This is a genomic window from Psychromonas sp. KJ10-5 (genome assembly GCF_055808325.1).
Map to the genome: position 1 here is coordinate 742,108 of NZ_CM147864.1, position 22,306 is coordinate 764,413.

A 22,306-nucleotide genomic window follows, 5' to 3' on the forward strand; every position below is an offset into this window, starting at 1 on the left:
GAAATCATGTCTGCTATATAACATATTGTTAAATAGTCTATTTATTATAAATAGCAAAATGGGTTAGAAAGGGGATTGTGTAAAAGATGATAAAAGGTAAATACAATAAGCTGATTGTTTTAATGGCTTTTCTTTCACTCACAGCATGTGGTGGGGAAGGAAGCTCTGAAATAGCAGAGGAAATAGACGTAACTGTTGAAGAGTCATTTGAAGAATTAGTTAGTACTACTATTGATGAAGAGCAGGAAGCAGTTGAAACCGCATCATTGGAAATTAGCTGGGATGATTTGGCTGATAATGAAGATGGCTTTTTGATCGAACGTAGTTTGGATGGTGAAGATGATTTTATTGTCGTGACATCGGTGGATGTCAATGAAACCAGTTACGTTGATAATAATGTCGAAGCTGATAGTACTTATTGTTATCGCATTGGTGCTTATAATGAAAATGGTATTGCATACTCAGATGTTAGTTGTATCGAAGACATATAACTTAATTATTTCATTTAAAATGAAAAAAGGCGCACACTTGTGAAAGTGGGCGCCTTTTTATTATACAAGTAACTTTATTCTGCTGGTTGTGCTTTTGCAGCTGCAGCAGTAATTAATTCTTGTAACTCACCTTGTTGGAACATTTCCAAAATGATGTCACAACCACCTACTAGCTCACCTTCCACCCATAATTGTGGGAACGTTGGCCAGTTAGCATATTTTGGTAATTCAGCACGGATATCTGGATTTTGTAGGATATCAACATACGCAAAAGGTTGACCACATTGCATTAATGCTTGAGATGCTTGTGATGAAAAACCACAGCTTGGTAATTTAGGCGAACCTTTCATGTATAATAGGATAGTGTTTTCGCTTAATTGTTCTTTGATTTTATCTAATGTTTCCATTATTTTTCCTCTAACGATAGAATATTGTCATTAATTGCACATTATAACAGGTGTATACGTGCAATCTATCCATGAATTTGCGATCATTCTATCATAGATATAAAATGATCTAGGTCAATTTTTGTGGTGGCTTTTTATTACTAAAGAAAGTATAACTAGGTCAACTAAATTAATCCCCCCTCAGCCTTTATTAGGAGAATTTAAAATGGCTTTTGAATTACCAGCATTACCTTACGCAAAAGATGCATTAGAACCACATATTTCAGCTGAAACTTTAGAATTTCACCATGGTAAACACCATGCAACTTACGTAGCTAAACTAAATGGTTTAGTTGAAGGTACTGATCTTGCTGAAAAATCTTTAGAAGAAATCATTAAAACTTCTGAAGGTGGTGTTTTCAACAATGCTGCACAAATCTGGAACCACACTTTCTACTGGAACTGTTTAGCACCTAATGCTGGTGGCGAACCTACTGGTGAATTAGCTGCTGCAATCGATGCTAAATTCGGTTCTTTTGCTGAGTTCCAAGCTCAATTAAACGACAAAGCTGTTAACAACTTTGGTTCTTCATGGACTTGGTTAGTTAAAAAAGCTGACGGTTCTTTAGAAATCGTTAACACTTCAAATGCAGCAACGCCACTAACTGAAGAAGGCACAACACCGCTTCTAACTGTTGATTTATGGGAACATGCATACTACATCGATTACCGTAACGTGCGCCCTAACTACCTAAACGGTTTCTGGGCTCTAGTTAACTGGGAATTTGTTGCGAAAAACTTCGCTGCATAATCTATGTAATAAAATATCATTAGTGCGATGATATTGATATTAAAACCTAGCTTGTTATTCAAGCTAGGTTTTTTTAGTTTTAAAAGCCTAGAAACAAGACATTACTACTAAACTAACGAGGTTAGTTAGGTTGCTGCTGAGACCGGATAATTACTTATTCAATACGATTTAATGGGTTAGAGAGCACCTGATGTTTGTATATATCCACCCAAGCTGCAGTCGCCCCACAAACCGCAATGGGCATAATAATAAAGTTTAATAGCGGAATAGTGGTACAAAAACTAATGATCATGCCAAAGGTAATATTTTTGCCGAAGCGCTCTCCTAACGTTTTACGCATAACTGCAAAGGGCACTTTGTGATTATCAAAGGGGTAATCGGCATATTGAATTGCCATCATCCATCCTGCAAAAACTAACCACACGATTGGTGCAATAGTTTGTCCTATTACTGGCACAAAAAATAAAATAAAACAACCTAACATTCTTGGTAAAAAGTACACCCATTTCTGACATTCACGCTTTAGTATTCTTGGTAAGTCTTTTAAAAGATCTTGCCAACCATCATCATTAATTGCTGATTTAGTCAGTAAAATTTCTGTTTTCTCCGCGAGTAAACCATTAAAAGGTGCTGCAATTAAATTGGCGATGGTTGAAAAAATAAAAGAAAGCGAGAATAAAATAGAAAAAATAATTATCGGCCATAGTACATAAGATAACCAACTCAAAAAGGTGGGTAATTCTTGCATATAAGTTTCTATCCAGTCAGTAATACTGGTGAATAAAAACCAGAATGCGCTAGCAAAGATCAGTACATTTATCAGCAAGGGGACTAATACAAAAACTCTTAGTTGAGGGTGTCTAAGAAGTTGCACTCCTTTAAATAAATATCCTAAACCTGTCAGGGGTTGATCAATTATAGTATTGTTGTTCATAGTGAAGCCTTGTCATTGATATTTCTGATAATATTACCTTGTAGTGAGTAAATATCAGCTAATAAATCGATTCTTTTATCAATTGTACCTAAGTTTTGTAAAAAATTAGGGGCAAACGATAGACGTGCAGTACGATACAGGGTAATTTAACAGTCATAAAGTTATCTATAATGAATCAAGAGAATCAATAATGCAGCACTTTCAATCTATTCTTATCGTTATTGGTATTTTGGCTATTGCCGGCGTATTAATTCACGGTTTTTTATTAAATAGAAAAAATAAACAAGCGTTAAAAGCAGAACAACAAGCTCAATTAGATGAGTTAGAAGCATTAGCGCGTGAAGAAGCTGGCGAAGAAGAGCCTATTCAGGTCAAGACGTCAGCAACCAGCAAGTTAAATAGAGATTTTGATTCCGTAGCTTTTAGTAGCCATGGTAATCATCATGGTGATGAGTCTGATGCTTATCATTTTAATGTTGAACAACAAGATGAGTCGATTAGTTCAGTTAAGCCTACACCGATAGAGGCCGAAAGTGAACGTGTTGTACTTTCAACTTTGGATGACTTACCTATCCAAGAACACATCGATATGATCGATTCACTAGATGATCCGCAAACTGTCAATGTTGAAACTAAAAAAGTTGAATCAGTTGCTGATGAAACTGACTTGTTTATTTTTAATGTTGCCGCGAAAAATGGCGAACGCTTAGGTGGGCATGAGTTATTACAATTTTTCTTAACATCAGGTTTTCGTTACGGAGAAATGAATATATTCCATCGACATGAACACTCTGATGGTACTGGCGAAATTTTATTTAGCATTGCTAATATGATGGCACCGGGTACTTTTGATGTTGATTGTATGGAGCAGTTTAACTCTCCAGGTATTTCATTCTTTTTCACTGCGCCTAACAAAAATATCAGCGTTAACAAATCTTTTGATATGATGCTGAGAGCGGTAGAGCAAGTCGCAGAAGAGTTTGATTGTGAAGTCTTAAATGAGAAACGTGAGAAGTTCACTGCTGAGCAGTTTATCGAGTATCGTACACGGTTAGAGAAATATGCGTAAGCGCTGATATTAGCGGGACACCTCTCCTAAGAAAGCCTCGTTTTACGAGGTTTTTTTATTAGTAAAATTAGAAAAGAGCAAAGATCCATGAGTAATAAGATGCAAGTTGCAGAACAAAAAGTAAAAGAATTAAGTGCCTTACTAGAAGAGTACAACTATCAATATTATGTGCAAGATGCGCCATCTGTTCCAGATGCTGAGTATGATCGTGTGTTTCATGAGCTAAAGCAACTAGAGACAGAATATCCCAACTTGTTATCTGCTAATTCACCCACTCAAAAAGTAGGGGGGACTGCACTGTCTAAGTTCGAGCAAGTAACACATCAATTACCTATGCTGAGCTTAGATAATGTATTTGATAGTGATTCACTCAATGACTTCATGCAACGTGTTATTGATAAGTCCAGTTTAACTGAGACCGCCTTTTGTATTGAGCCTAAGTTAGATGGATTAGCTGCCAGTATCATTTATGAAAACGGTGTACTCGTTCAAGCTGCAACACGAGGTGATGGTTTAACAGGTGAGAATGTAACTGAAAATGTTAAAACGATTGGCAATTTGCCCCTCAGATTACGTGGAGAGAATGTCCCTGCTCGTTTAGAAGTACGTGGTGAAGTGTTCATGCTAAAAGCAGGCTTTGAAAAGCTTAATAAAAGATTAATCGATGCAGGTGAAAAAGCTTTTGTTAACCCTCGTAATGCTGCCGCTGGCAGTTTACGTCAACTAGATTCAAAAATTGCAGCAGCGCGACCATTAGCATTTTATTGTTATTCAGTAGGGATTTTTGAAGGTGATTTACCGGATAGTCAATATGATCGTATCCAGCAGCTAAAACAGTGGGGCTTACCTGTTTCCAGTGAAGTGAAACGTGTTGTCGGCGAACAAGCTTGTCATCAATTTTACGATAATATTGCTGAAAAAAGGCCGTCATTAGGCTATGAAATCGATGGTGTTGTATATAAAGTTGATGACATTAAATTACAACAAAAAATGGGCTTTGTTGCACGTGCGCCACGTTGGGCAACAGCTTATAAATTCCCGGCGGAAGAAGCGGTAACAGTCGTTGATAACGTTGAATTTCAAGTTGGCAGAACGGGAGCTATCACGCCTGTTGCTAAGCTAAAACCAGTTTTTGTCGGTGGTGTGACGGTGTCTAATGCAACCTTACACAATAAAGATGAAATCGAACGTTTAGGTATCTTGATTGGTGATGTGGTTGTTGTGCGCCGTGCAGGCGATGTTATTCCGCAGGTTGCACGGGTTGTTATAGAGCAACGTGATACAGAAAAAACACGTACTATTGTTTTCCCTGAGACTTGCCCTGTATGTGATAGTGATGTCGAGCGTATCGAAGGGGAAGCAGTCACACGTTGCACTGGTGGTTTGTATTGTGAAGCGCAGCGTAAGCAAGCAATTAAACATTTTGCTTCACGTAAGGCATTAGATATTGATGGCTTAGGTGATAAGTTGGTAGATTTATTAGTTGACCATAAGATGATCAAAGATCCGGCACAATTGTTCTCATTAACAGTACAGCAAGTCGCGAGTTTGCCAAGAATGGGGGAAACGTCAGCTAAAAAGTTAGTGAATAGCTTGCAAGTAAGTAAAAAAACTACCTTAGCACGCTTCTTATATTCTTTAGGTATACGTGAAGTCGGTGAAGCAACCGCAGCCAACCTAGCTCAACACTTTAAAACATTAGAAGCAATTAAAGCAGCGGGTATTGAATCATTTAAAAGTGTCAGCGATGTCGGTGAAATTGTTGCTAAACATCTCTATTACTTTTTACGCCAAGATCACAATTTGGAAGTGATCACGCAACTTATTGATGCTGGTATACATTGGCCGGCAATCGAGGTAAAAGATGAAAGCGATCTTCCGTTATTAGATAAAACCTTTGTTATAACAGGGAGTTTTACAGCAATGTCTCGCAATGATATTAAAGCTGCTCTGCAGGCTTTAGGGGCTAAAGTCGCAGGCAGTGTATCTAAAAAAACGAATACATTAGTTGCAGGTGAAGCTGCAGGGTCAAAATTAAGTAAGGCTACTGAATTGGGCATTGAAATTTTAGATGAACAAGCAGTATTAGATTTATTAGGTAAATAACCTCAATACCGGATAAAAAAGCGAGCCAACACAGCTATTTACACGGATTAATGCGTTAAATTATTTCAATAACCAATTATTGCTTCAATAATTTTCGTTGAACTACGTATAATTAGCTGTATTGCCTAATAAATCATTTAACTATCTGATTTTAGCGTACGTATCGCTTCCATTAACTAGGATTGAGTTTAAAATGATCGACATATCAATGTTGGTGAAGATAGATAAGGTGAGTTAATGAAAAAAATTAAAAATGAATCTCAATTACTACAGCATGCAACAAAGTTGGGGACAGCCTATGCTTTAAAACGAGGTTATGTTGGAATTGACAGTACAACTTCAGCAAAAGATAAACAAGAATGTATCTATCGTTTATTAGTACAAGATAAATTGATCAACCCACTTAATGTGGATGATGAAAATACCGCAAATATCCGCCATAAGTTAGTTACTTGGATCATGAAGAACTTACCAGCAGACCATTCCTTACTTAAATAATTTTCAATAAATAACTGAATAGACAAAGCATCTATTCAGTTATTACTGACTATTTTATGCAGCTTTTTTACTTGGTAGCATAGCTGTTACCGCAACCACCACAAATATTATTAAGTAAATTGCAAAGCTAACAATCAACCATTGTGGCATTGAATAGTCTAGGAAAGTCCACACGATATCAGAACAGTAACCCGTTGGGTTGAATAACCATGGGAACATTTCATGTAATGGCAACCACTCTGGAAAGTTCGGATAAAAATCACAGGTTGCAAAAGGCGATGGATTCATTTGGTAATCGGTATGCTCTATTGCGAGTAATAATCCCCATACAGAACCCAATGCCCATACGGCAAACGCACTCAATCGGATAATGACATTGTGTGGTGCGACTGCACCTAATAAACCGGCTGCGACAATGGCCAACATAGTGAGGCGCTCATAAATACACATTACACAGGGCTCTAGGTGCATCACATGTTGAAAAAATAAAGCGGTTAGCTCCATTATTAGTGCGCTTGCAGCTAATAATAGCCAAGGCCATCGTTGCTGAGAAAGGTATTTAAGCTTGCTTTGAGAAGGGTTTGAAATCAAGGGATTCTCCTAATAGAATATTTCAGGACGTATATAACCTTGTATTTCATAAAAATTCAACATAAACAGAAGACGTTGAGGTTAAATTTAGATAATGTAATTCAGCTCTTATCTTAAACAGCATTTAATTCGTTATCTGAAGTCGGTTTAATGCAAAGTTAATTTCATTTAAAATCAATCTATTATATCTCTATAATAGATGAACTAATATGCATGTAAATGGTACTAACCATGGTGTACCCTCATATTTTTCTCGAATTAAAGTCAGTTAATGCTACTGTTTTTTCAAACAGTCATCATAGAGTCAAATGAATATGTTAAGATGCCGTCATATTATATTGGAAAATAAAAATAACAATGATAATGAAAGTTAAAGGGCCTGCCGACGTAGCAGAGCAATATCTAATAGAATCCATTTGGAATGGCAGTATACCGATCCATTCTGAGTTACCGGCTGAACGGTTGTTGGCAGATAAAATTGGCGTAACTAGAACCACTTTACGTGAAGTGTTACAACGATTATCCAAAGAAGGGTGGATAACCATTCGTCACGGCAAGGCGACCAAGGTAAATGATTTCTGGGAAACCTCTGGTTTAAACGTATTAAGTACAATTACTCGTTTAGATAAGGAACGTCGCGGCGATTTTATTGACCAACTAATGTCAGTACGAACCAATATCAGTACTATCATCTTACGCATGGCTGCAAAACATAATAGTAAAAGTATTATCGAATTTTTAAAAGACGTGCCAGCGGTTGATGCTAGCAGCGAAGCATTCACTGAATTCGATTACCGTTTTTATCATCACGTAGCAGTATCATCGAATAATATGATTTATGTACTGATTCTTAATGGTTTACAGGATCTTTACCGTAAGGTTGGTATGTTCTATTTTTCGAACACTGAAGCGAAGCTAATTGCATTATCATTTTATGCCGATATTAAAAGAGTTTTTGAAGAAGGGAACGGCCAACAAATCATGCAAATAGTGCGAGAAACAGCTTTTGCAAGTGGCAAAATATGGCTACGTTTACGCGATCAACTTCCGGATGATTTTTTAGATTAATCGTATTATTATTTTTTATCATGCCTCTGGGCAATTTTTATATTTAGGGTTATTTTCTTGTCAAATAGCAAATTATTAAATCACCTGTCTGGGGTGCAAAAACTACTGGAAGTGGGCATTATCATTAGTGCCTTCGTTGCCATTTTTATCACTTTATCCCTATTCACGTTTTCGCCTGTCGATCCAAGCTGGTCTCAACAACAGTGGGTGGCAGAAATTCAAAACTCAGGTGGGCGAGTAGGCGCTTGGATTGCCGATATTCTGTTTTTTGGGTTTGGTTTCATGGCCTATTTAATCCCCGTCATTATTGTTTCCTTTACTTGGGCTATTTTATGGAAGCCTTCTTTTACATTAGACGTTGATTTTTTAAACTTAAGTCTGCGAATTGTTGGTTTTATTTTTACTTTCTTTAGTTTAAGCGCATTAATAGCATTGAATGTGAGTGACTATTTTTACTATCCATCGGGTGGTTTAGTTGGAGATATTTTAGCTCAGAGCATGTTGGGCTTTTTTAGCTTAGTGGCCGTTAACCTCATTTTATTAACTTTTTTAATCTCTGGTACCACTCTTTTATTTGGGTTTTCTTGGATACGTTTAATCGACGGAATAGGTGAGTACACACTTAATTTTATTGCTTGGTTAGGTAACTTACCTGCTATGTTGAATGAAATGAAAGAAAAGCGTGCGGAAGGTGAAGACCAACGATTATTTGAAAAACAGCAAACTTTACAAGATAAGTTAGAGAAGAAACAGCAAAAACAAGCAGAAAAAGAAAACAAAAGGTTGGCTAAAATAGCTGAGAAAGAATCAGAAACTGAACTTGATGAGCAAGATGAGGTGATCGATTTCAGCCATTCATTTGATCAAGAGAGTCAAGCTGATGATGCATTTCTTGGTACAAACTTCATTGATCAACAAGAAGATCAATTACCTGAATTGAATATTGATAATATCGAATGGCAAGCTGAACCTAATGAGAAAAAGGTTGAAGTTGAAGAAGTGCCTGTGGTTGCAAAGAAACAGGCGAAAACGGACTTTTCACACTTACCAGAGCATGCTCGACCTGCAGAAAGGTTTGTCGCTGAAACAAATATCGCACCTCTCCCTAGCATTGACCTGTTGGATAGACCTGACAAAAAAGAAAATCCAGTGTCTCAACAAGAGTTGGACAATGCTGCTCGTTTAGTTGAATCAAAACTACTTGAATTTAAAATAAAAGCTGATGTGGTTAACGTTTTACCTGGGCCTGTTATTACTCGTTTCGAATTAGATTTAGCGCCGGGGATGAAAGTAAGTACAGTTAGCAGCTTAGAAAAGGATTTAGCACGTGCTTTATCTGCAATGAGCGTACGTGTTGTTGACCAAATCCCAGGCAAATCAGTAATTGCATTGGAGCTACCAAACCGACATCGTGAGATAGTGTATATCTCGGAAGTACTGGACTGTACAAAATTCCATGAAAATAAATCTGCGTTAACCATGGTCCTGGGGGCTGATATTTCAGGTTCTCCTGTGGTCGTTGATTTAGCAAAAATGCCACATTTATTAGTGGCGGGTACAACCGGTTCAGGTAAATCTGTTGGTGTGAACTGTATGCTAGTGAGTTTATTGTATAAATCTTCTCCTGAAGATTTACGCATGATCTTAATCGACCCTAAAATGTTGGAGTTAAATGTTTACGAAGGCATCCCTCATCTACTTACCGAAGTCGTAACCGACATGAAAGATGCAGCCAACGCTTTACGCTGGTGTGTTGGTGAGATGGAACGTCGTTATAAACTATTAGCTGAAATCGGTGTCCGAAACTTAGCGGGTTACAACTCAGCGATTAAAAAAGCCAAAGCGGCTGGCGAGCCTATCTATGATCCGTTGTGGAAGCCAGGCGATAGCATGGCTGAAAGTGCACCGGAGTTAGAAAAGCTACCGACGATCGTAGTTGTGGTCGATGAGTTTGCTGACATGATGATGATTGTAGGTAAAAAGTGTGAGGAGTTAATTACACGTATCGCACAAAAAGCACGTGCTGCAGGTATTCACCTTATCCTTGCTACACAACGACCATCTGTCGATGTTATTACTGGTTTGATTAAAGCAAATATTCCAACACGTATTGCTTTCCAGGTATCGAGTAAAATTGACTCCCGTACTATTCTTGGTCAACAAGGTGCGGAAACACTATTAGGCCATGGTGATATGTTGTACATGCCACCAGGTTCAGGTATGCCGACTCGTGTACATGGTGCATTTGTCGATGATCATGAAGTACATAAAGTGGTTGCGGATTGGAAAAAACGTGGCCAACCAAATTATATTCAAGAGATTTTAGCTGGCGATGCAGACCTTGATATGCTGTTGCCTGGAGAACAAGCTGAAGGTGAAGAGGAAATCGATCCATTGTTTGATGAAGTGGTTGCTTTTATTACTGAAACCAGAAAAGTTTCTATCTCTAGTATTCAACGTAAATTCCGCATCGGTTACAACCGTTCTGCGCGTTTAGTTGACCAATTACAAGCTCAAGGTGTGATTAGTGCACCTTCTGGCGCTAATAGTAATCGTGATGTATTAGCTCCACCACCTGTTAAGGATTAAAAATGAAAAACAAATTAATTATCGCATTGACTCTATTGTTTTGTACCTTGTCTGCTGCACATGCGGACACTGACAGTGAATTATTACAACAAAAATTAGCTAAAGTGAGCACCATGCAAGCCGACTTTTCACAGCAGGTGATTAGTGCTCAAGGTGATTTAATTCAACAGAGTGTAGGTAAATTAACCATTGCGCGCCCAGGTAATTTTCATTGGCAGGTAACATCACCAGATGAAGAGTTGATAGTCTCTAATGGCATTGATATGTGGTTATACAGTCCATTTATTGAACAAGTGACGATTATGAACTTTTCTGATGCGATTGCAGGTACGCCGTTTGCTTTATTATCAGGTGCAGATACATCTGAATGGCAAAACTTCGATGTTAAAAAAGTAAATAACACATTTGTTGTGACTAATAATCAGAATAAAGTAAATGCGAATCAGTTTACGTTTATATTTGATAAAGCAGATAATATTAGCCAATTTAGCGTAAAAGAAACGCAGGGCCAAACCAGTACTTTTACATTAAGCAATAATAAAACTGCAACTAACCTTGCTGATGATTTCTTTGAGTTCGATATCCCTGCAGGTATTGAGATAGACGACCAACGCTAATGCAAGATCTGTTCTCCTTCGAAAATCAATTTCAGCCCTTGGCCGCCCGCATGCGGCCTAAAAACTTTGACCAATATATTGGTCAATCTCACCTTGTTGCAAAAGATAAACCACTACGTAAAGCATTAGAAGCGGGTTACGCGCATTCTATGATTTTATGGGGGCCACCAGGAACAGGTAAAACAACACTTGCAGAACTGATTGCAGAATATTGCGATGCACATGTGGAAAGATTATCTGCGGTTACTTCGGGTATTAAAGAGATTCGTGCAGCTATTGATATTGCCAAACAAAACCAAGTTGCAGGCCGCCGTACTTTATTATTTGTCGATGAAGTACATCGTTTTAATAAAAGCCAGCAAGATGCTTTCCTCCCTTATATTGAAGATGGTACCTTTTTATTTATTGGTGCTACTACTGAAAACCCTTCATTTGAACTGAATAACGCATTACTTTCTCGTGCTCGTGTTTATCTATTAAAAAAGCTAACAGAAGCTGAAATAGTCGAAGTGATTATGCAAGCATGTCAATCATCAATTGGTTTAGCAGAACAGAATATTGAATTTGCTGAAGGCGTATTAGATAAGCTAGCTCAGCTAGTACAAGGGGATGCACGAAAGGCATTAAATTATCTAGAATTATTAAGTGACATGGGCGAACAACATAATAACAAACTAGTTATTGATGTATCTTTATTAATGGAAATAGCAGGGCGAGAAGGTGTTAGCTTTGATAAACAAGGCGATCTTTTTTATGATTTGATTTCTGCTTTTCATAAGTCTGTTCGTGGTTCAGATCCAAATGCAGCTTTATATTGGTATGCACGAATGCTTGCTGGTGGTTGTGACCCTTTATATGTGGCGAGACGTTTATTGGCCATTGCTTCTGAAGATATTGGTAATGCGGATCCAAGAGCGATGCAAGTAGCTATGTCTGCTTGGGACTGTTTCACTCGAATTGGGCCTAAAGAAGGTGAACGAGCAATTGCACAAGCTGCGGTTTATTGTGCCTGTGCAGCTAAAAGTAATGCAGTTTATACGGCCTTCGCACAGGCTAAGCAAGCAGTAGAGGCTTATCCTGATTTAGACGTGCCAGTCCATTTACGTAACGCACCAACAGAGTTAATGAAATCATTAAACTATGGTGAAGGTTATCGTTATGCGCACGATGAACCTGGTGCTTTTGCTGCTGGAGAAGTGTATTTACCTGAAGCATTAGCTGGAATGGAGTTTTATCATCCAGTAGAGCGTGGCTTAGAAAGTAAAATTGCAGAAAAACTACGCTATTTAAAGAATAGTGATCAACAAAGTGATAAAAAACGCTATTAATCCATACTCAGTTATCAATGGTTTGTGTTTAAGGATGTAAAATGAACAATCTTATGGTGAATATTGCTTTTGTTGCTTTTGGCGGGGCATTTGGGGCAACTTTCCGTTATTTAATTGGTATTGGTATGGTTAGCCTCTTTGGAAAAGGTTTTCCTTTTGCTACACTTACAGTCAATGTGATTGGCTCGCTGATAATGGGCTGTATTTATCAGTTAGTTCAACAAGAAACAATCTCCTCTTCACCTTGGTGGCCATTAATTGGTGTAGGTTTTTTAGGTGCATTAACCACATTTTCTTCATTTTCCATGGATAGCCTGTTGTTAATCCAGCAGGGTGAGTTATTGAAGGCGATGTTGAATGTGGTGTTAAATGTGATGGTATGTTTATTGGCAGCATACCTAGGTACTTTATTAGTTTTGAAAAGTTAGGGAATAAGATGTTAGACGCAAAGTTTCTACGTAATGATATTGAGCAAACTGCAGAGTTATTAAAAAAACGCGGTTTTGATTTAGATGTTAATTTACTCAGTGAGTTAGAAGAAAAGAGAAAGTCGTTACAAATCAGCACTGAAAACTTGCAATCTGAGCGTAACACTCGCTCTAAAGATATTGGTCAAGCGGCAAAACGTGGTGAAGATATCAAGCCATTACGTGAAGCAATGAATGAATTAAGTGATGCGTTAGAAAAAGCAAAAGAAGAGTTTGCTGTGGTTAGTGAGCAAATCAAAACGATTTCTGACCGTGTCCCTAACTTGCCACATGAATCGGCACCTATCGGTAAAGATGAAAGTGAGAATGTTGAAGTATTAACGTGGGGAACACCTAAGCAATATGACTTTGCAGTGAAGGATCATGTTGAGCTAGGTGAAGCTTTGGGCGGTTTAGACTTTAAATCAGCAGTTAAAATTTCTGGCTCTCGCTTTATTGTGATGCAAGGACAAATTGCAAAATTACATCGTTCACTAGCACAATACATGCTTAATCTGCACACTAATGATCATGGTTATACTGAAATGTATGTTCCTTATTTAGTCAATGCAGATAGCTTATACGGTACTGGCCAGTTACCAAAATTTGGTGATGATCTATTTAATACTAATCCAGCAACGGAAGAGGGTATTGGTATGTCGTTGATTCCAACGGCTGAAGTGCCATTAACAAATATGAGCCGAGATGTGATTTACGATGAATCAGATCTACCAATTAAAATGACCGCACATACTCCTTGTTTTCGAAGCGAAGCTGGATCTTATGGACGTGATACGCGCGGCCTGATCCGTCAGCATCAATTTGATAAAGTTGAAATGGTGCAACTTGTTCACCCTGACAAAAGCTTTGAAGCATTAGAAGAGTTAACAGGTCACGCAGAGCAAGTGTTGAAAAACTTAGAGTTACCTTACCGTAAAGTAGTATTGTGTACTGGTGATATGGGGTTCAGTGCGACTAAGACTTACGATTTAGAAGTCTGGTTACCTGCTCAAGATACTTACCGAGAAATTTCTTCATGTTCTAACGTGGGTGATTTCCAAGCACGTCGTTTACAAGCAAGATTTCGTCGTTCTGGTGCGAAAAAGCCTGAATTGTTACATACATTAAACGGATCTGGTTTAGCTGTAGGTCGTACATTAGTGGCTATTTTAGAAAACTATCAATGTGCAGATGGTCGTATCGAAGTCCCTGCTGTACTGCAAAGCTATATGGGCGGTTTAACACATATTGGTTAAATTAGTCTAAAGCTAAAGGTATTAATTCATGAAAAAAGGAGCGTAATGCTCCTTTTTTTTCAGTGTTTTTTTATTTATAAAGATCAGCTTTTCTCAGTTATTCGCTAATCATCATCGTTATAATCACTCAATACTAAGTTTGCTGCTGCAAATGCAGCCGATTCTCTTACTTTTTCTGGTAAATTTGTATCCTGCGCAATTTCATCCAATGTATTAACCGCACAAGAAATTGCTTTAGGCACATAAGCTGTATCGCCACTACCAATAAGGTTAATGAGATTTTTAGTTTTTTCGCTATATTTGAACATAGTAGATCCTTATTACAACACATTTAGCTAAATTTTGATTCAGTCTTCTAGTGTAATTAATTTGCTGTTTTTTACAAAACTTACACGAATAAAACAGCCTATAAAGCGAGTATAAACAAGGCAACTTAGTAGCAAATGACCTGGGTCAAGTTTAGCTACATTAAATGACTTTTTACCATTGTTTACTTGTTGTTAATACTTCATGTCGACTAAGTATGCACATAACTTTGCAATGTCTGTTAGTAATAAAGTTTTTAATTTATAACATTGTTTATTGATTACAGTAGATAAAGCAACTTGTGTTGGTTTGTTGTGCATCTGTTTCGATGATCGAACGAGCTTGTGTAGACAACTCATTAACCCAAGTTACTACAGTGCAATAATTGTTACTTTTTAATAGCGCCGATAACAGCGTTAATTGATCATTTACTTTACTTGAATCAATCATCAACACACGACTTTTATCGATGCCTGCTGCTTGAAAGAATTGTGTGTTTGGCTTCCCCGGTGGAGCTAGAAACAGTATCCAGCCTTGATCTTCACCTGCTTGTATATGCGACAACAATTTTTGATAGTTGTTTTCTTGATAATGCACATTCACTAACTCAGTATTTACTGCCGTTGCTGGCTCATAATCCTGTAATAAAAATGGGTTAACTTGTGTTGTTGTCATTAATCTAGATAGCATATGATTCACCTGTATAAATAAACACTGTATGTAACAACAGTATTCTTATTTTTTGCATTGATCAAGTAAATTTTGTCTATATTGCTCATTTTTTGTGTTTTTTGATTAAATGTTCGACTAATTTACTGTGGTGGCGAGGTGTTTAGTGATCAGAATAGTCAGTAATTGGTTTAAAAATAATAAACGGTTGGATGGTTTTAGTATTTTAGAAGAGTATTTACGTTTAAGTATGTATATTAATCACGCAAATTAGTGGGCTTATTAGATATAAAAAAACCTGCTCAGGAGCAGGTTTAGTTGGATTAAATTAATGCTTTTACTGTTTACAAGCTTTGTTCGCCACCGAAAATTTCCACTAATGAAGGGACAAGTTGTTTTATCTCTCCGGTCATCAATATAAAGTCGGCATCAAAACGTGCTGCATAATCATCTGCTTCGATGTGTTCATTTTGTTCTTGCAATACGTCAGAGAATTTTAGACGTTTTAGTGCAAACTCTTCTCCAATCACAAAGGAGATACTATCAGCCCAATTTAATGCTAGTTTAGTAACAAACTTATCTGAGTCTAAATGTTTTTTAATCTCATCCGACAGAAGATCCTGTTGCTTACAACGAATAATACCGCCGCCTTCCAAGGCTGAGCATAGTTCTGCTTCATCTTCTAGTTGGAAGTTTGCAGGAATATTGCCTTCAACTAACCAATCGGTCATTACAACATCCGTTTGGTTTTGTAATTGAACAGGAACCACTGGCAAACTACCTAAGGTTTTACGTAGTAGCGAAATAAGTTCTTCTGCTTTACGAGCACTCGAACAGTCAACATATAACATGTTGGTTTCATTATCTATCCATGCGAAAGTTTGAGAGGTACGACTAAATGCGCGAGGCAGCAGTTGCATAATAATGTCTTCTTTCAAACTATCTTTTTCTTTTTTCTTTAATGCTCGACCTTGCTCTAACTCAATAGCTTCAACACGTTCATTCAATTGATCTTTAATGACGCCGGCTGGCAACATCTTTTCTTCTTTTTTAAGGCATATCAAAATTTGTTTTTGGTGAATGTGTGTGAACATGCTGCCATTTTTCCCCATTGGAAAAACCCAGCCTAGTTTTGAAATATCTTGGCTACCACAAGGTTTAAATTTAAATTCCTCTAGGTTTCTTTCTAGTGCGCTGTCGTCTTGTTCCATAGGACGAGTAAAACGATAAACTTGAAGGTTTTTAAAAAACATGAAATGCACCTTAATATGTAAGAGGTTAAATAGCTCTCGAGTGTAAATGATTTTATAACAAGCATCAAAACTTGCTTTCATGAGGTAACAAATATTTCATTATTGATTACCTATTTTGATATATTAATTTGGTTTTTATATATTATTTATGCCTATACTAGTGCAACAAGTTCTTTTTTATTTGGTAAATGATTAAACCTTACTCTTAGCTTCTCTTCGCGCCAGTTTAGAAAGTAAGTGGTTATTAATATGTCATAGAACAATTAAATGCATTATAAACTTAAATAAAATAGTGCTATCTTAACTGCATGATTTTATTTAGTTATTATCAGAGTTGTTATTTTATCAAGATACGGATTTTTTATATGGAAATTACTAAAGCAACTATCATGTCGAGTGTGAAACGTTATCAATATTTTTATACTGTTTTATTCGCACTATCTAGTACTGCATTCATTACTCATCCCGCTTACGGGAAGTCAGAGGAATATAATGAAGCCGATGATTTACCGAGTTTAGATTTTGATAGTCTAATGGCAGCGGATATTCAAGTGACGTCTGCTATGAAGCGTTTACAAAATAAATCTGACACTGCCGCTTCTATTTATGTACTTACTAATCGAGAAATAATCCAATCAGGTGTTACTTCCGTTGCTCAAGCATTGACTTTAGTACCCGGTATGCAAGTGCGAAAATTAGATAATAACCAATGGGCTATTACCACTAGAAGTACTGCGGGAAGACATTCTAGTAAATTATTGGTGATGATTGATGGTCAAAGCATTTATAACCCTGGTTTTGCAGGTGTGTATTGGGAAGCTATTAATGTTCCTCTGTATGATATAGAACGTATAGAGGTTATACGTGGTCAGGGAGGACTACTATGGGGAAGCAATGCGACCAACGGTGTGGTTAATATCATTACTAAACATACCGCGGATACGCGCGATAATATAGTGCAATTGGCTACTGGCACAAAGCAAGATTATAAGGTCGATTTTAGAGTCGGTGGCGATTTAGTCAATTACAGTTCCTTTAGAATTTCTGGTGGTGTTGAGCAAACTGATGAGTCGAGTAAAAGCGAAAAGGACTTGTCTGCACATGATGATGGCAAAAAACAAAATCTAAATGGGCGAGTTGATTTTAATATTAATGATGATTTAAGTTTATTAGCGCAAGTTTGGTATAACAATATTGATATGGGGCAAAACTTAAGGTTAGCTGATGTTAATACGAATCTATCAAGTTATGTTTATGACCAATATACCCTCGATTATTTACAATTAATGACACGGTTAGATCACCGTATATCCCCTGTTTCAAATCAAATGCTACAGGTTTCCTTTAGCTCTCAACGCGGCGAACAAGCTTATTATAGAGATAAATTTTTAACCACAGACATTGATTACCAAATGAATACGTTAATCAAACATACTCAGTTTGATTGGGGGGTAAACTATCGTTACAGCGATGTGTTTATTGAGGAGAACGATTTTTTTAGCAATCTCAGTAATCTCAATCATTATGATCACTTTGGTGGATTCATCCAATTTCAATTTAATCTGGTTCCTGACAAATTTAAACTGATTATTGGTAACCGTTCAGAAAAAAATAGTTTCACCGGGTGGGAGCATCAACCTATGGTTCGTTTTTTATGGACTCCTGAATCTCGTCATACTATTTGGGGAGCTGTTTCTCAGGGAGTACGTGTACCTTCATTTCTTGAATACAATAATATTGCTCGTGTTAATTCATCTTTAGGTATTAGAAGTGACATAATAGGTAATAATGATATTGATGCAGAAAAGTCATTCTCTAAAGAATTGGGGTATCGATACAGTGAAGATAACTGGGGAGTTGATATATCTCTATTCCATACGAAAGCACGTAATGTGTTGGTGATTGACCCAGACGTTAACGATACCTTTACTTACATTACCTATAATTTTGTCTCCGATGGTGAGCTAACAACCTATGGTGGAGAAGCAACGTTAAATTGGAGTCCTAACCGTAAACTTAATACTGAAATTGGCTATAGTTTAACTTCTTATCAATATGATCTGCCAGCAGGTACAACAGAAGCGATCGGTCATGATGCTTATATGCGTCAACTTATTGCAAAAGCCAATATTACTTTAACCGATAACCATCATTTGTCTTTAACTTATAGGATTGAAGATGGCGAGGCCTATGATACAAAAGATTACGCAGTATTAGATGCTAGCTGGCGATGGCAAATTAATGATACCGTTACTTTTTCATTAACGGGTAACAACTTGTTATATGGGAAACATATTGAATATGGTAATAGTAGTGAAGCTTATACGGTTGTCACTTTTATTGAGCCTAGTTATTTAGCTCAAATAACGGCAAAATTCTAGGTATATACCCATGTTTATTTTACGTAAGACTAGTCTTATATTGATATCGCTATTACTTTTCCTTATATCAGGAAATACTATGGCGAACTCAAGAGAAGATGCTATAAAATCTGGTTTTATATACAATTTTGCGCGCTATTCGCAAGGAAGCTGGTTTAACGCCAGTCAACAAAACAGTTACAACATTTGTAGCTTTAATCCTGACTTTATTGTTTCTGCAGCTAAAACATTGAAGGCGCTTTCTATAGAAAATCGGCCTGTTGAGTTAGTCCTGTTAACAGATGATAATCCAAGTCTGACTAACTGTAATACTCTATTCATATCAAAAGCAGATGCTGATGTTTGGCATGCTATATCGAAAAATGAAGTGATATCTTCCTTAATGCTAGTAGGAGAATTTGATGGATTTTTATCTTCTGGAGGTCATATTAATTTTTTTATAATTAGTGGCAAAGTCAGGTTTGAAGTATCACCAAGTCGATTAAGGAAATCCGGTATAAAAATGAGTTCTAAAGTGCTGCGTTTAGGTAGGATTTATCAAGGAGGAGAACAATGATTTTTCCTCGCACTTTGACAGGATCTTTGAATGCTAAATTATTAATGATTTTAATGATGGTCGCATTATTTAGTAGTATGACTATTGCTGCAATGTTTACTGTTTATGAGTTAAATTCAGTCACTAAAGCAGAAGAGTCAAAGTTAAATTCCATTGCCAAAATACTTGCCCCTAATCTTACCGCTACCCTTATATTCCAAGATGAAACAAGTGCTGCTGAACAATTAGAGTCATTATTAGGGCAAAGTAATATTGTCAGTGCCGCAATCATTGATAAAGATGGCGAGCAATTTGTAGGTGTGTCTACAGAAAAAAATAATAAGATAACGATTTTTAACAAATTGATGGTAAGTTCGACTCCTTTAATGATGAAAGGTGTTGAGTACGGCTTATTGACAATTAGTGCTGATTATTCAGTGATCGAACGTAGCTTACTGTTTTTCAGTTTCTTTTTACTGGCAATTTTAGCCTTAATTTTACTGCTCAGTTTTTTACTTTCTCTTTTCTTAAGAAAAATTCTTATTTATCCATTAACGCATTTAGCCAGTGTTGCAGAGCGTGTCACTAACACTAATAACTATAATTTACGATCTAAAGTGTTATCCAGTGATGAAGTGGGTAATCTCGCTAACTGCTTTAACTCTATGCTAGAAACTATAAAACAGCGTGATAACTCATTGGAAGAAACAGTACAGCAACGGACAAGTGCATTAGAAGTTGCTAATAATAAGTTAACCACTCAGGCTTTTAGTGACCCCTTATCCGGTTTACCGAATCGACGTTATATTTTAGATAAATTAGCCAACTTAGTGAGCTGTTCTGAACAGCATGAATTTGCATTATTAGGTTTAGATTTAGATGGCTTCAAAGAGATTAATGACACTATGGGGCACGATTATGGTGATTTACTGCTCATTGAAGTTAGTCGTTGTATTACACAGATTCTTGATAATGGATCCACATTAGCCCGTTTAGGTGGGGATGAATTCCTGATTCTAGTAGAAGGAAATGTAAGTGAAGCAGGTTTAAGCTCTTTAGCAAATACCATTAACCAGGAACTTGCAAAAGGATTTTTGATTGAAGGTAAGCATGTATTTGTAACCACAAGTATTGGTATTGCGCTATTTCCTGTAGACGGTCAAAGTGTCGAGAACTTAATCAAATATGCTGATCTTGCTATGTACAAATCTAAAGAAGCTGGACGTAATAGCCATCATTTTTTTGAGCAAAATATGCTTAATGCTGTTATTCAAAAACATCAACTAGTTGAGGATCTTCGTCATAGCTTAGCCAATGAACATTTTGAGTTATATTACCAACCTATTGTTAACCTTTTAACTAATAAAATGTGCAAAGCGGAGGCCTTGATTCGCTGGAATCACCCTGAGCGAGGCTTGATTCCACCTAATGAGTTTATTGCGATAGCTGAAGAGGTGGGGTTAATATTAGAGATGGGTGAATGGGTTGCTCGTACGGCTGCTCGTGATCTCGCTCAGTTTAAAAAGTTAGGGGCTGCAGACGATTTTCAAATTAGTATTAATGTTTCTCCAGTACAGTTTAAAGGCGATGGTCAGTGGATTTTGGATTGGTTTAAATACACAGAAACATTAGGTTTACCACGTGATGCGATTATCATAGAAATTACTGAGAACTTATTAATGGAAAGCGAAGACTCAGTCCGAGCTCAGCTTACTAAGTTAAAAAAACGTGGTATTGCGATTGCGATTGATGATTTTGGTGTCGGTTACTCTTCATTATCTTATTTACAGAAAATGGATGTCGATGTATTAAAAATAGATAAATCATTTGTTGATGAATTAGAAAATGAAAAAAATAGTCGTGAACTTTGCCAAGTGATTATTATGATGGCACACCATTTAGATATTCAAGTGGTTGCTGAAGGAATAGAGAATGCAGCCCAAAAGCAAATTTTAACCAATGCGGGTTGCGAGTTTGGACAGGGTTATCTATTTGCCAAACCACTACCCATTGAAACCTTTAAAAGACAGTATTTTATCCATAGTTCACCTATAGATTTAAGTTTGATATAACATTGTAATTATCTGCTTTAACTACAGAAACAACACTTTTATGACAGTTAGCATACAGTTGTAATATAAATGTAATAGTCAGTGGTAATAATACCCTTATTTAATATACATAATGAGTAGGTGAATTGAATGGCGAGTCGAATTTTAGTAGTTGAAGATGAAGTAGCAATTAGAGATATGTTAAGTTTTGTTTTAGAGCAACATGGCTATGAAACGTTAGAAGCTGATAACTACCAAGCTGCATTGACTCATTTACATGAACCTTACCCAGACCTTATTCTATTAGATTGGATGTTTCCTGGTGGTAGCGGTATTCAATTATTAAAATTTCTAAAACAAGATGAAATTTTACGTCAAATCCCAGTAGTAATGTTAACTGCTCGTGGTGAAGAGGAAGATAAAGTACGCGGTTTAGAAAATGGTGCCGATGATTATGTGACTAAGCCTTTTTCACCAAAAGAATTAATGGCACGTCTTAAAACCGTTATGCGCCGCGTTAACCCAACATCATTAGATGACACATTGAAAGTGGGAAAACTAAAGTTAGACCCCGTTTCTCACCGTGCTACATTAAATAATTCAGCGCTAGAAATGGGCCCAACTGAATTTAAATTACTACACTTCTTTATGACCCATCCAGAGCGAGTTTATAGCCGAGAGCAGTTATTAAATAACGTATGGGGGACGAATGTTTATGTCGAAGATCGCACTGTTGATGTGCATATTCGTCGCTTGCGAAAAGCACTAGTTGATCATGACCATTTAGTGCAAACTGTGCGTGGTGCGGGCTATCGTTTTTCAACTCGCTCATAACCTGCTTATTTGCAGTGGTTCATGATAGGAATAAATGACGAATAACAATCGTCCCAATGTAGAGTA

At 37.0% G+C, this 22,306-nt stretch carries 21 protein-coding genes; 15 read left to right on the forward strand and 6 right to left on the reverse strand.

Features of this window, described 5'->3' with window-relative positions:
• Positions 1 to 122: 122 nt before the first annotated feature.
• Complete coding sequence (locus AC0L3W_RS03490) at positions 123 to 491, forward strand: fibronectin type III domain-containing protein (RefSeq protein WP_290039165.1); 369 nt, start codon at positions 123 to 125, stop codon at positions 489 to 491.
• Between the two features lie 74 nt (positions 492 to 565).
• Here the strand turns inward: AC0L3W_RS03490 and grxD are convergent, their stop codons facing one another.
• Positions 566 to 898, reverse strand: a complete 333-nt coding sequence (gene grxD / locus AC0L3W_RS03495; protein WP_290039166.1) for a Grx4 family monothiol glutaredoxin — start codon at positions 896 to 898, stop codon at positions 566 to 568.
• 205 nt (positions 899 to 1,103) lie between these two features.
• On the opposite strand from grxD, the gene sodB reads away from it, so the two are divergent.
• Positions 1,104 to 1,688 (forward strand): superoxide dismutase [Fe], encoded by a 585-nt coding sequence (gene sodB, locus AC0L3W_RS03500; protein ID WP_113819160.1) that lies wholly within the window; start codon positions 1,104 to 1,106, stop codon positions 1,686 to 1,688.
• A gap of 154 nt (positions 1,689 to 1,842) precedes the next feature.
• On the opposite strand, the gene cysZ is transcribed toward sodB, so the two are convergent.
• The gene (gene cysZ / locus AC0L3W_RS03505; protein ID WP_409439665.1) at positions 1,843 to 2,622 is read right to left on the reverse strand and encodes a sulfate transporter CysZ; all 780 of its coding nucleotides are present in this window, start codon (positions 2,620 to 2,622) and stop codon (positions 1,843 to 1,845) included.
• 190 nt (positions 2,623 to 2,812) lie between these two features.
• On the opposite strand from cysZ, the gene zipA reads away from it, so the two are divergent.
• The 3 genes from zipA (at position 2,813) to AC0L3W_RS03520 (ending at position 6,295) form a co-directional block, all read left to right on the forward strand.
• Positions 2,813 to 3,691 carry a cell division protein ZipA gene (zipA, locus tag AC0L3W_RS03510; RefSeq protein WP_409439664.1) on the forward strand — a complete coding sequence of 293 codons (879 nt, stop codon included), beginning with the start codon at positions 2,813 to 2,815 and terminating at the stop codon, positions 3,689 to 3,691.
• Between the two features lie 87 nt (positions 3,692 to 3,778).
• Positions 3,779 to 5,797 (forward strand): NAD-dependent DNA ligase LigA, encoded by a 2,019-nt coding sequence (gene ligA / locus AC0L3W_RS03515; protein WP_409439663.1) that lies wholly within the window; start codon positions 3,779 to 3,781, stop codon positions 5,795 to 5,797.
• A 237-nt stretch (positions 5,798 to 6,034) separates the two neighbouring features.
• A complete protein-coding gene (locus AC0L3W_RS03520; protein ID WP_290039170.1) occupies positions 6,035 to 6,295 on the forward strand; it encodes a DUF5062 family protein in 261 nt (86 codons plus the stop codon).
• Positions 6,296 to 6,349: 54 nt separating this feature from the next.
• Here AC0L3W_RS03520 and dsbB read toward each other — a convergent pair whose 3' ends face one another.
• The gene (dsbB, locus tag AC0L3W_RS03525) at positions 6,350 to 6,886 is read right to left on the reverse strand and encodes a disulfide bond formation protein DsbB (RefSeq protein ID WP_290039171.1); all 537 of its coding nucleotides are present in this window, start codon (positions 6,884 to 6,886) and stop codon (positions 6,350 to 6,352) included.
• A gap of 363 nt (positions 6,887 to 7,249) precedes the next feature.
• On the opposite strand from dsbB, the gene fadR reads away from it, so the two are divergent.
• Genes fadR through serS form a run of 6 tightly spaced genes read left to right on the forward strand, consistent with a single transcriptional unit; the run spans position 7,250 to position 14,211 of the window.
• A complete protein-coding gene (gene fadR / locus AC0L3W_RS03530; RefSeq protein ID WP_409439662.1) occupies positions 7,250 to 7,954 on the forward strand; it encodes a fatty acid metabolism transcriptional regulator FadR in 705 nt (234 codons plus the stop codon).
• A 57-nt stretch (positions 7,955 to 8,011) separates the two neighbouring features.
• On the forward strand, positions 8,012 to 10,543 hold the full coding sequence (locus tag AC0L3W_RS03535; protein WP_290039173.1) for a DNA translocase FtsK 4TM domain-containing protein: 2,532 nt from the start codon (positions 8,012 to 8,014) through the stop codon (positions 10,541 to 10,543).
• 2 nt (positions 10,544 to 10,545) lie between these two features.
• Entirely contained in the window at positions 10,546 to 11,160 is a 615-nt protein-coding gene (lolA, locus tag AC0L3W_RS03540; protein WP_290039174.1) for an outer membrane lipoprotein periplasmic chaperone LolA, read from the forward strand.
• The gene (locus tag AC0L3W_RS03545; RefSeq protein WP_290039175.1) at positions 11,160 to 12,488 is read left to right on the forward strand and encodes a replication-associated recombination protein A; all 1,329 of its coding nucleotides are present in this window, start codon (positions 11,160 to 11,162) and stop codon (positions 12,486 to 12,488) included. Before lolA ends, AC0L3W_RS03545 begins: the two co-directional genes overlap by 1 nt.
• Positions 12,489 to 12,529: 41 nt before the next feature.
• Complete coding sequence (crcB, locus tag AC0L3W_RS03550) at positions 12,530 to 12,916, forward strand: fluoride efflux transporter CrcB (RefSeq protein ID WP_113819150.1); 387 nt, start codon at positions 12,530 to 12,532, stop codon at positions 12,914 to 12,916.
• Positions 12,917 to 12,924: 8 nt separating this feature from the next.
• Complete coding sequence (gene serS, locus AC0L3W_RS03555; RefSeq protein ID WP_290039176.1) at positions 12,925 to 14,211, forward strand: serine--tRNA ligase; 1,287 nt, start codon at positions 12,925 to 12,927, stop codon at positions 14,209 to 14,211.
• A 104-nt stretch (positions 14,212 to 14,315) separates the two neighbouring features.
• Here serS and AC0L3W_RS03560 read toward each other — a convergent pair whose 3' ends face one another.
• From AC0L3W_RS03560 to rdgC, 3 genes are all read right to left on the reverse strand, one after another.
• Positions 14,316 to 14,519 (reverse strand): YaeP family protein, encoded by a 204-nt coding sequence (locus AC0L3W_RS03560; RefSeq protein ID WP_290039177.1) that lies wholly within the window; start codon positions 14,517 to 14,519, stop codon positions 14,316 to 14,318.
• A 271-nt stretch (positions 14,520 to 14,790) separates the two neighbouring features.
• Positions 14,791 to 15,207, reverse strand: coding sequence for a SulA-like leucine-rich domain-containing protein (locus tag AC0L3W_RS03565; protein WP_290039178.1), 417 nt, complete (start codon positions 15,205 to 15,207; stop codon positions 14,791 to 14,793).
• 323 nt (positions 15,208 to 15,530) lie between these two features.
• Complete coding sequence (gene rdgC, locus AC0L3W_RS03570) at positions 15,531 to 16,439, reverse strand: recombination-associated protein RdgC (RefSeq protein ID WP_290039179.1); 909 nt, start codon at positions 16,437 to 16,439, stop codon at positions 15,531 to 15,533.
• Positions 16,440 to 16,804: 365 nt separating this feature from the next.
• Between rdgC and AC0L3W_RS03575 the strand changes: the two genes are divergently transcribed.
• From AC0L3W_RS03575 to phoB, 4 genes are all read left to right on the forward strand, one after another.
• Positions 16,805 to 18,820 (forward strand): TonB-dependent receptor plug domain-containing protein, encoded by a 2,016-nt coding sequence (locus AC0L3W_RS03575; protein WP_290039180.1) that lies wholly within the window; start codon positions 16,805 to 16,807, stop codon positions 18,818 to 18,820.
• A 79-nt stretch (positions 18,821 to 18,899) separates the two neighbouring features.
• Positions 18,900 to 19,376 carry a YfiR family protein gene (locus AC0L3W_RS03580; RefSeq protein ID WP_409439661.1) on the forward strand — a complete coding sequence of 159 codons (477 nt, stop codon included), beginning with the start codon at positions 18,900 to 18,902 and terminating at the stop codon, positions 19,374 to 19,376.
• Positions 19,373 to 21,427 (forward strand): EAL domain-containing protein, encoded by a 2,055-nt coding sequence (locus AC0L3W_RS03585; protein ID WP_409439660.1) that lies wholly within the window; start codon positions 19,373 to 19,375, stop codon positions 21,425 to 21,427. The genes AC0L3W_RS03580 and AC0L3W_RS03585 overlap by 4 nt, the downstream gene beginning before the upstream one ends.
• A gap of 129 nt (positions 21,428 to 21,556) precedes the next feature.
• Positions 21,557 to 22,240 carry a phosphate regulon transcriptional regulator PhoB gene (phoB, locus tag AC0L3W_RS03590; protein WP_290039183.1) on the forward strand — a complete coding sequence of 228 codons (684 nt, stop codon included), beginning with the start codon at positions 21,557 to 21,559 and terminating at the stop codon, positions 22,238 to 22,240.
• The last annotated feature ends 66 nt before the right edge of the window (positions 22,241 to 22,306 follow it).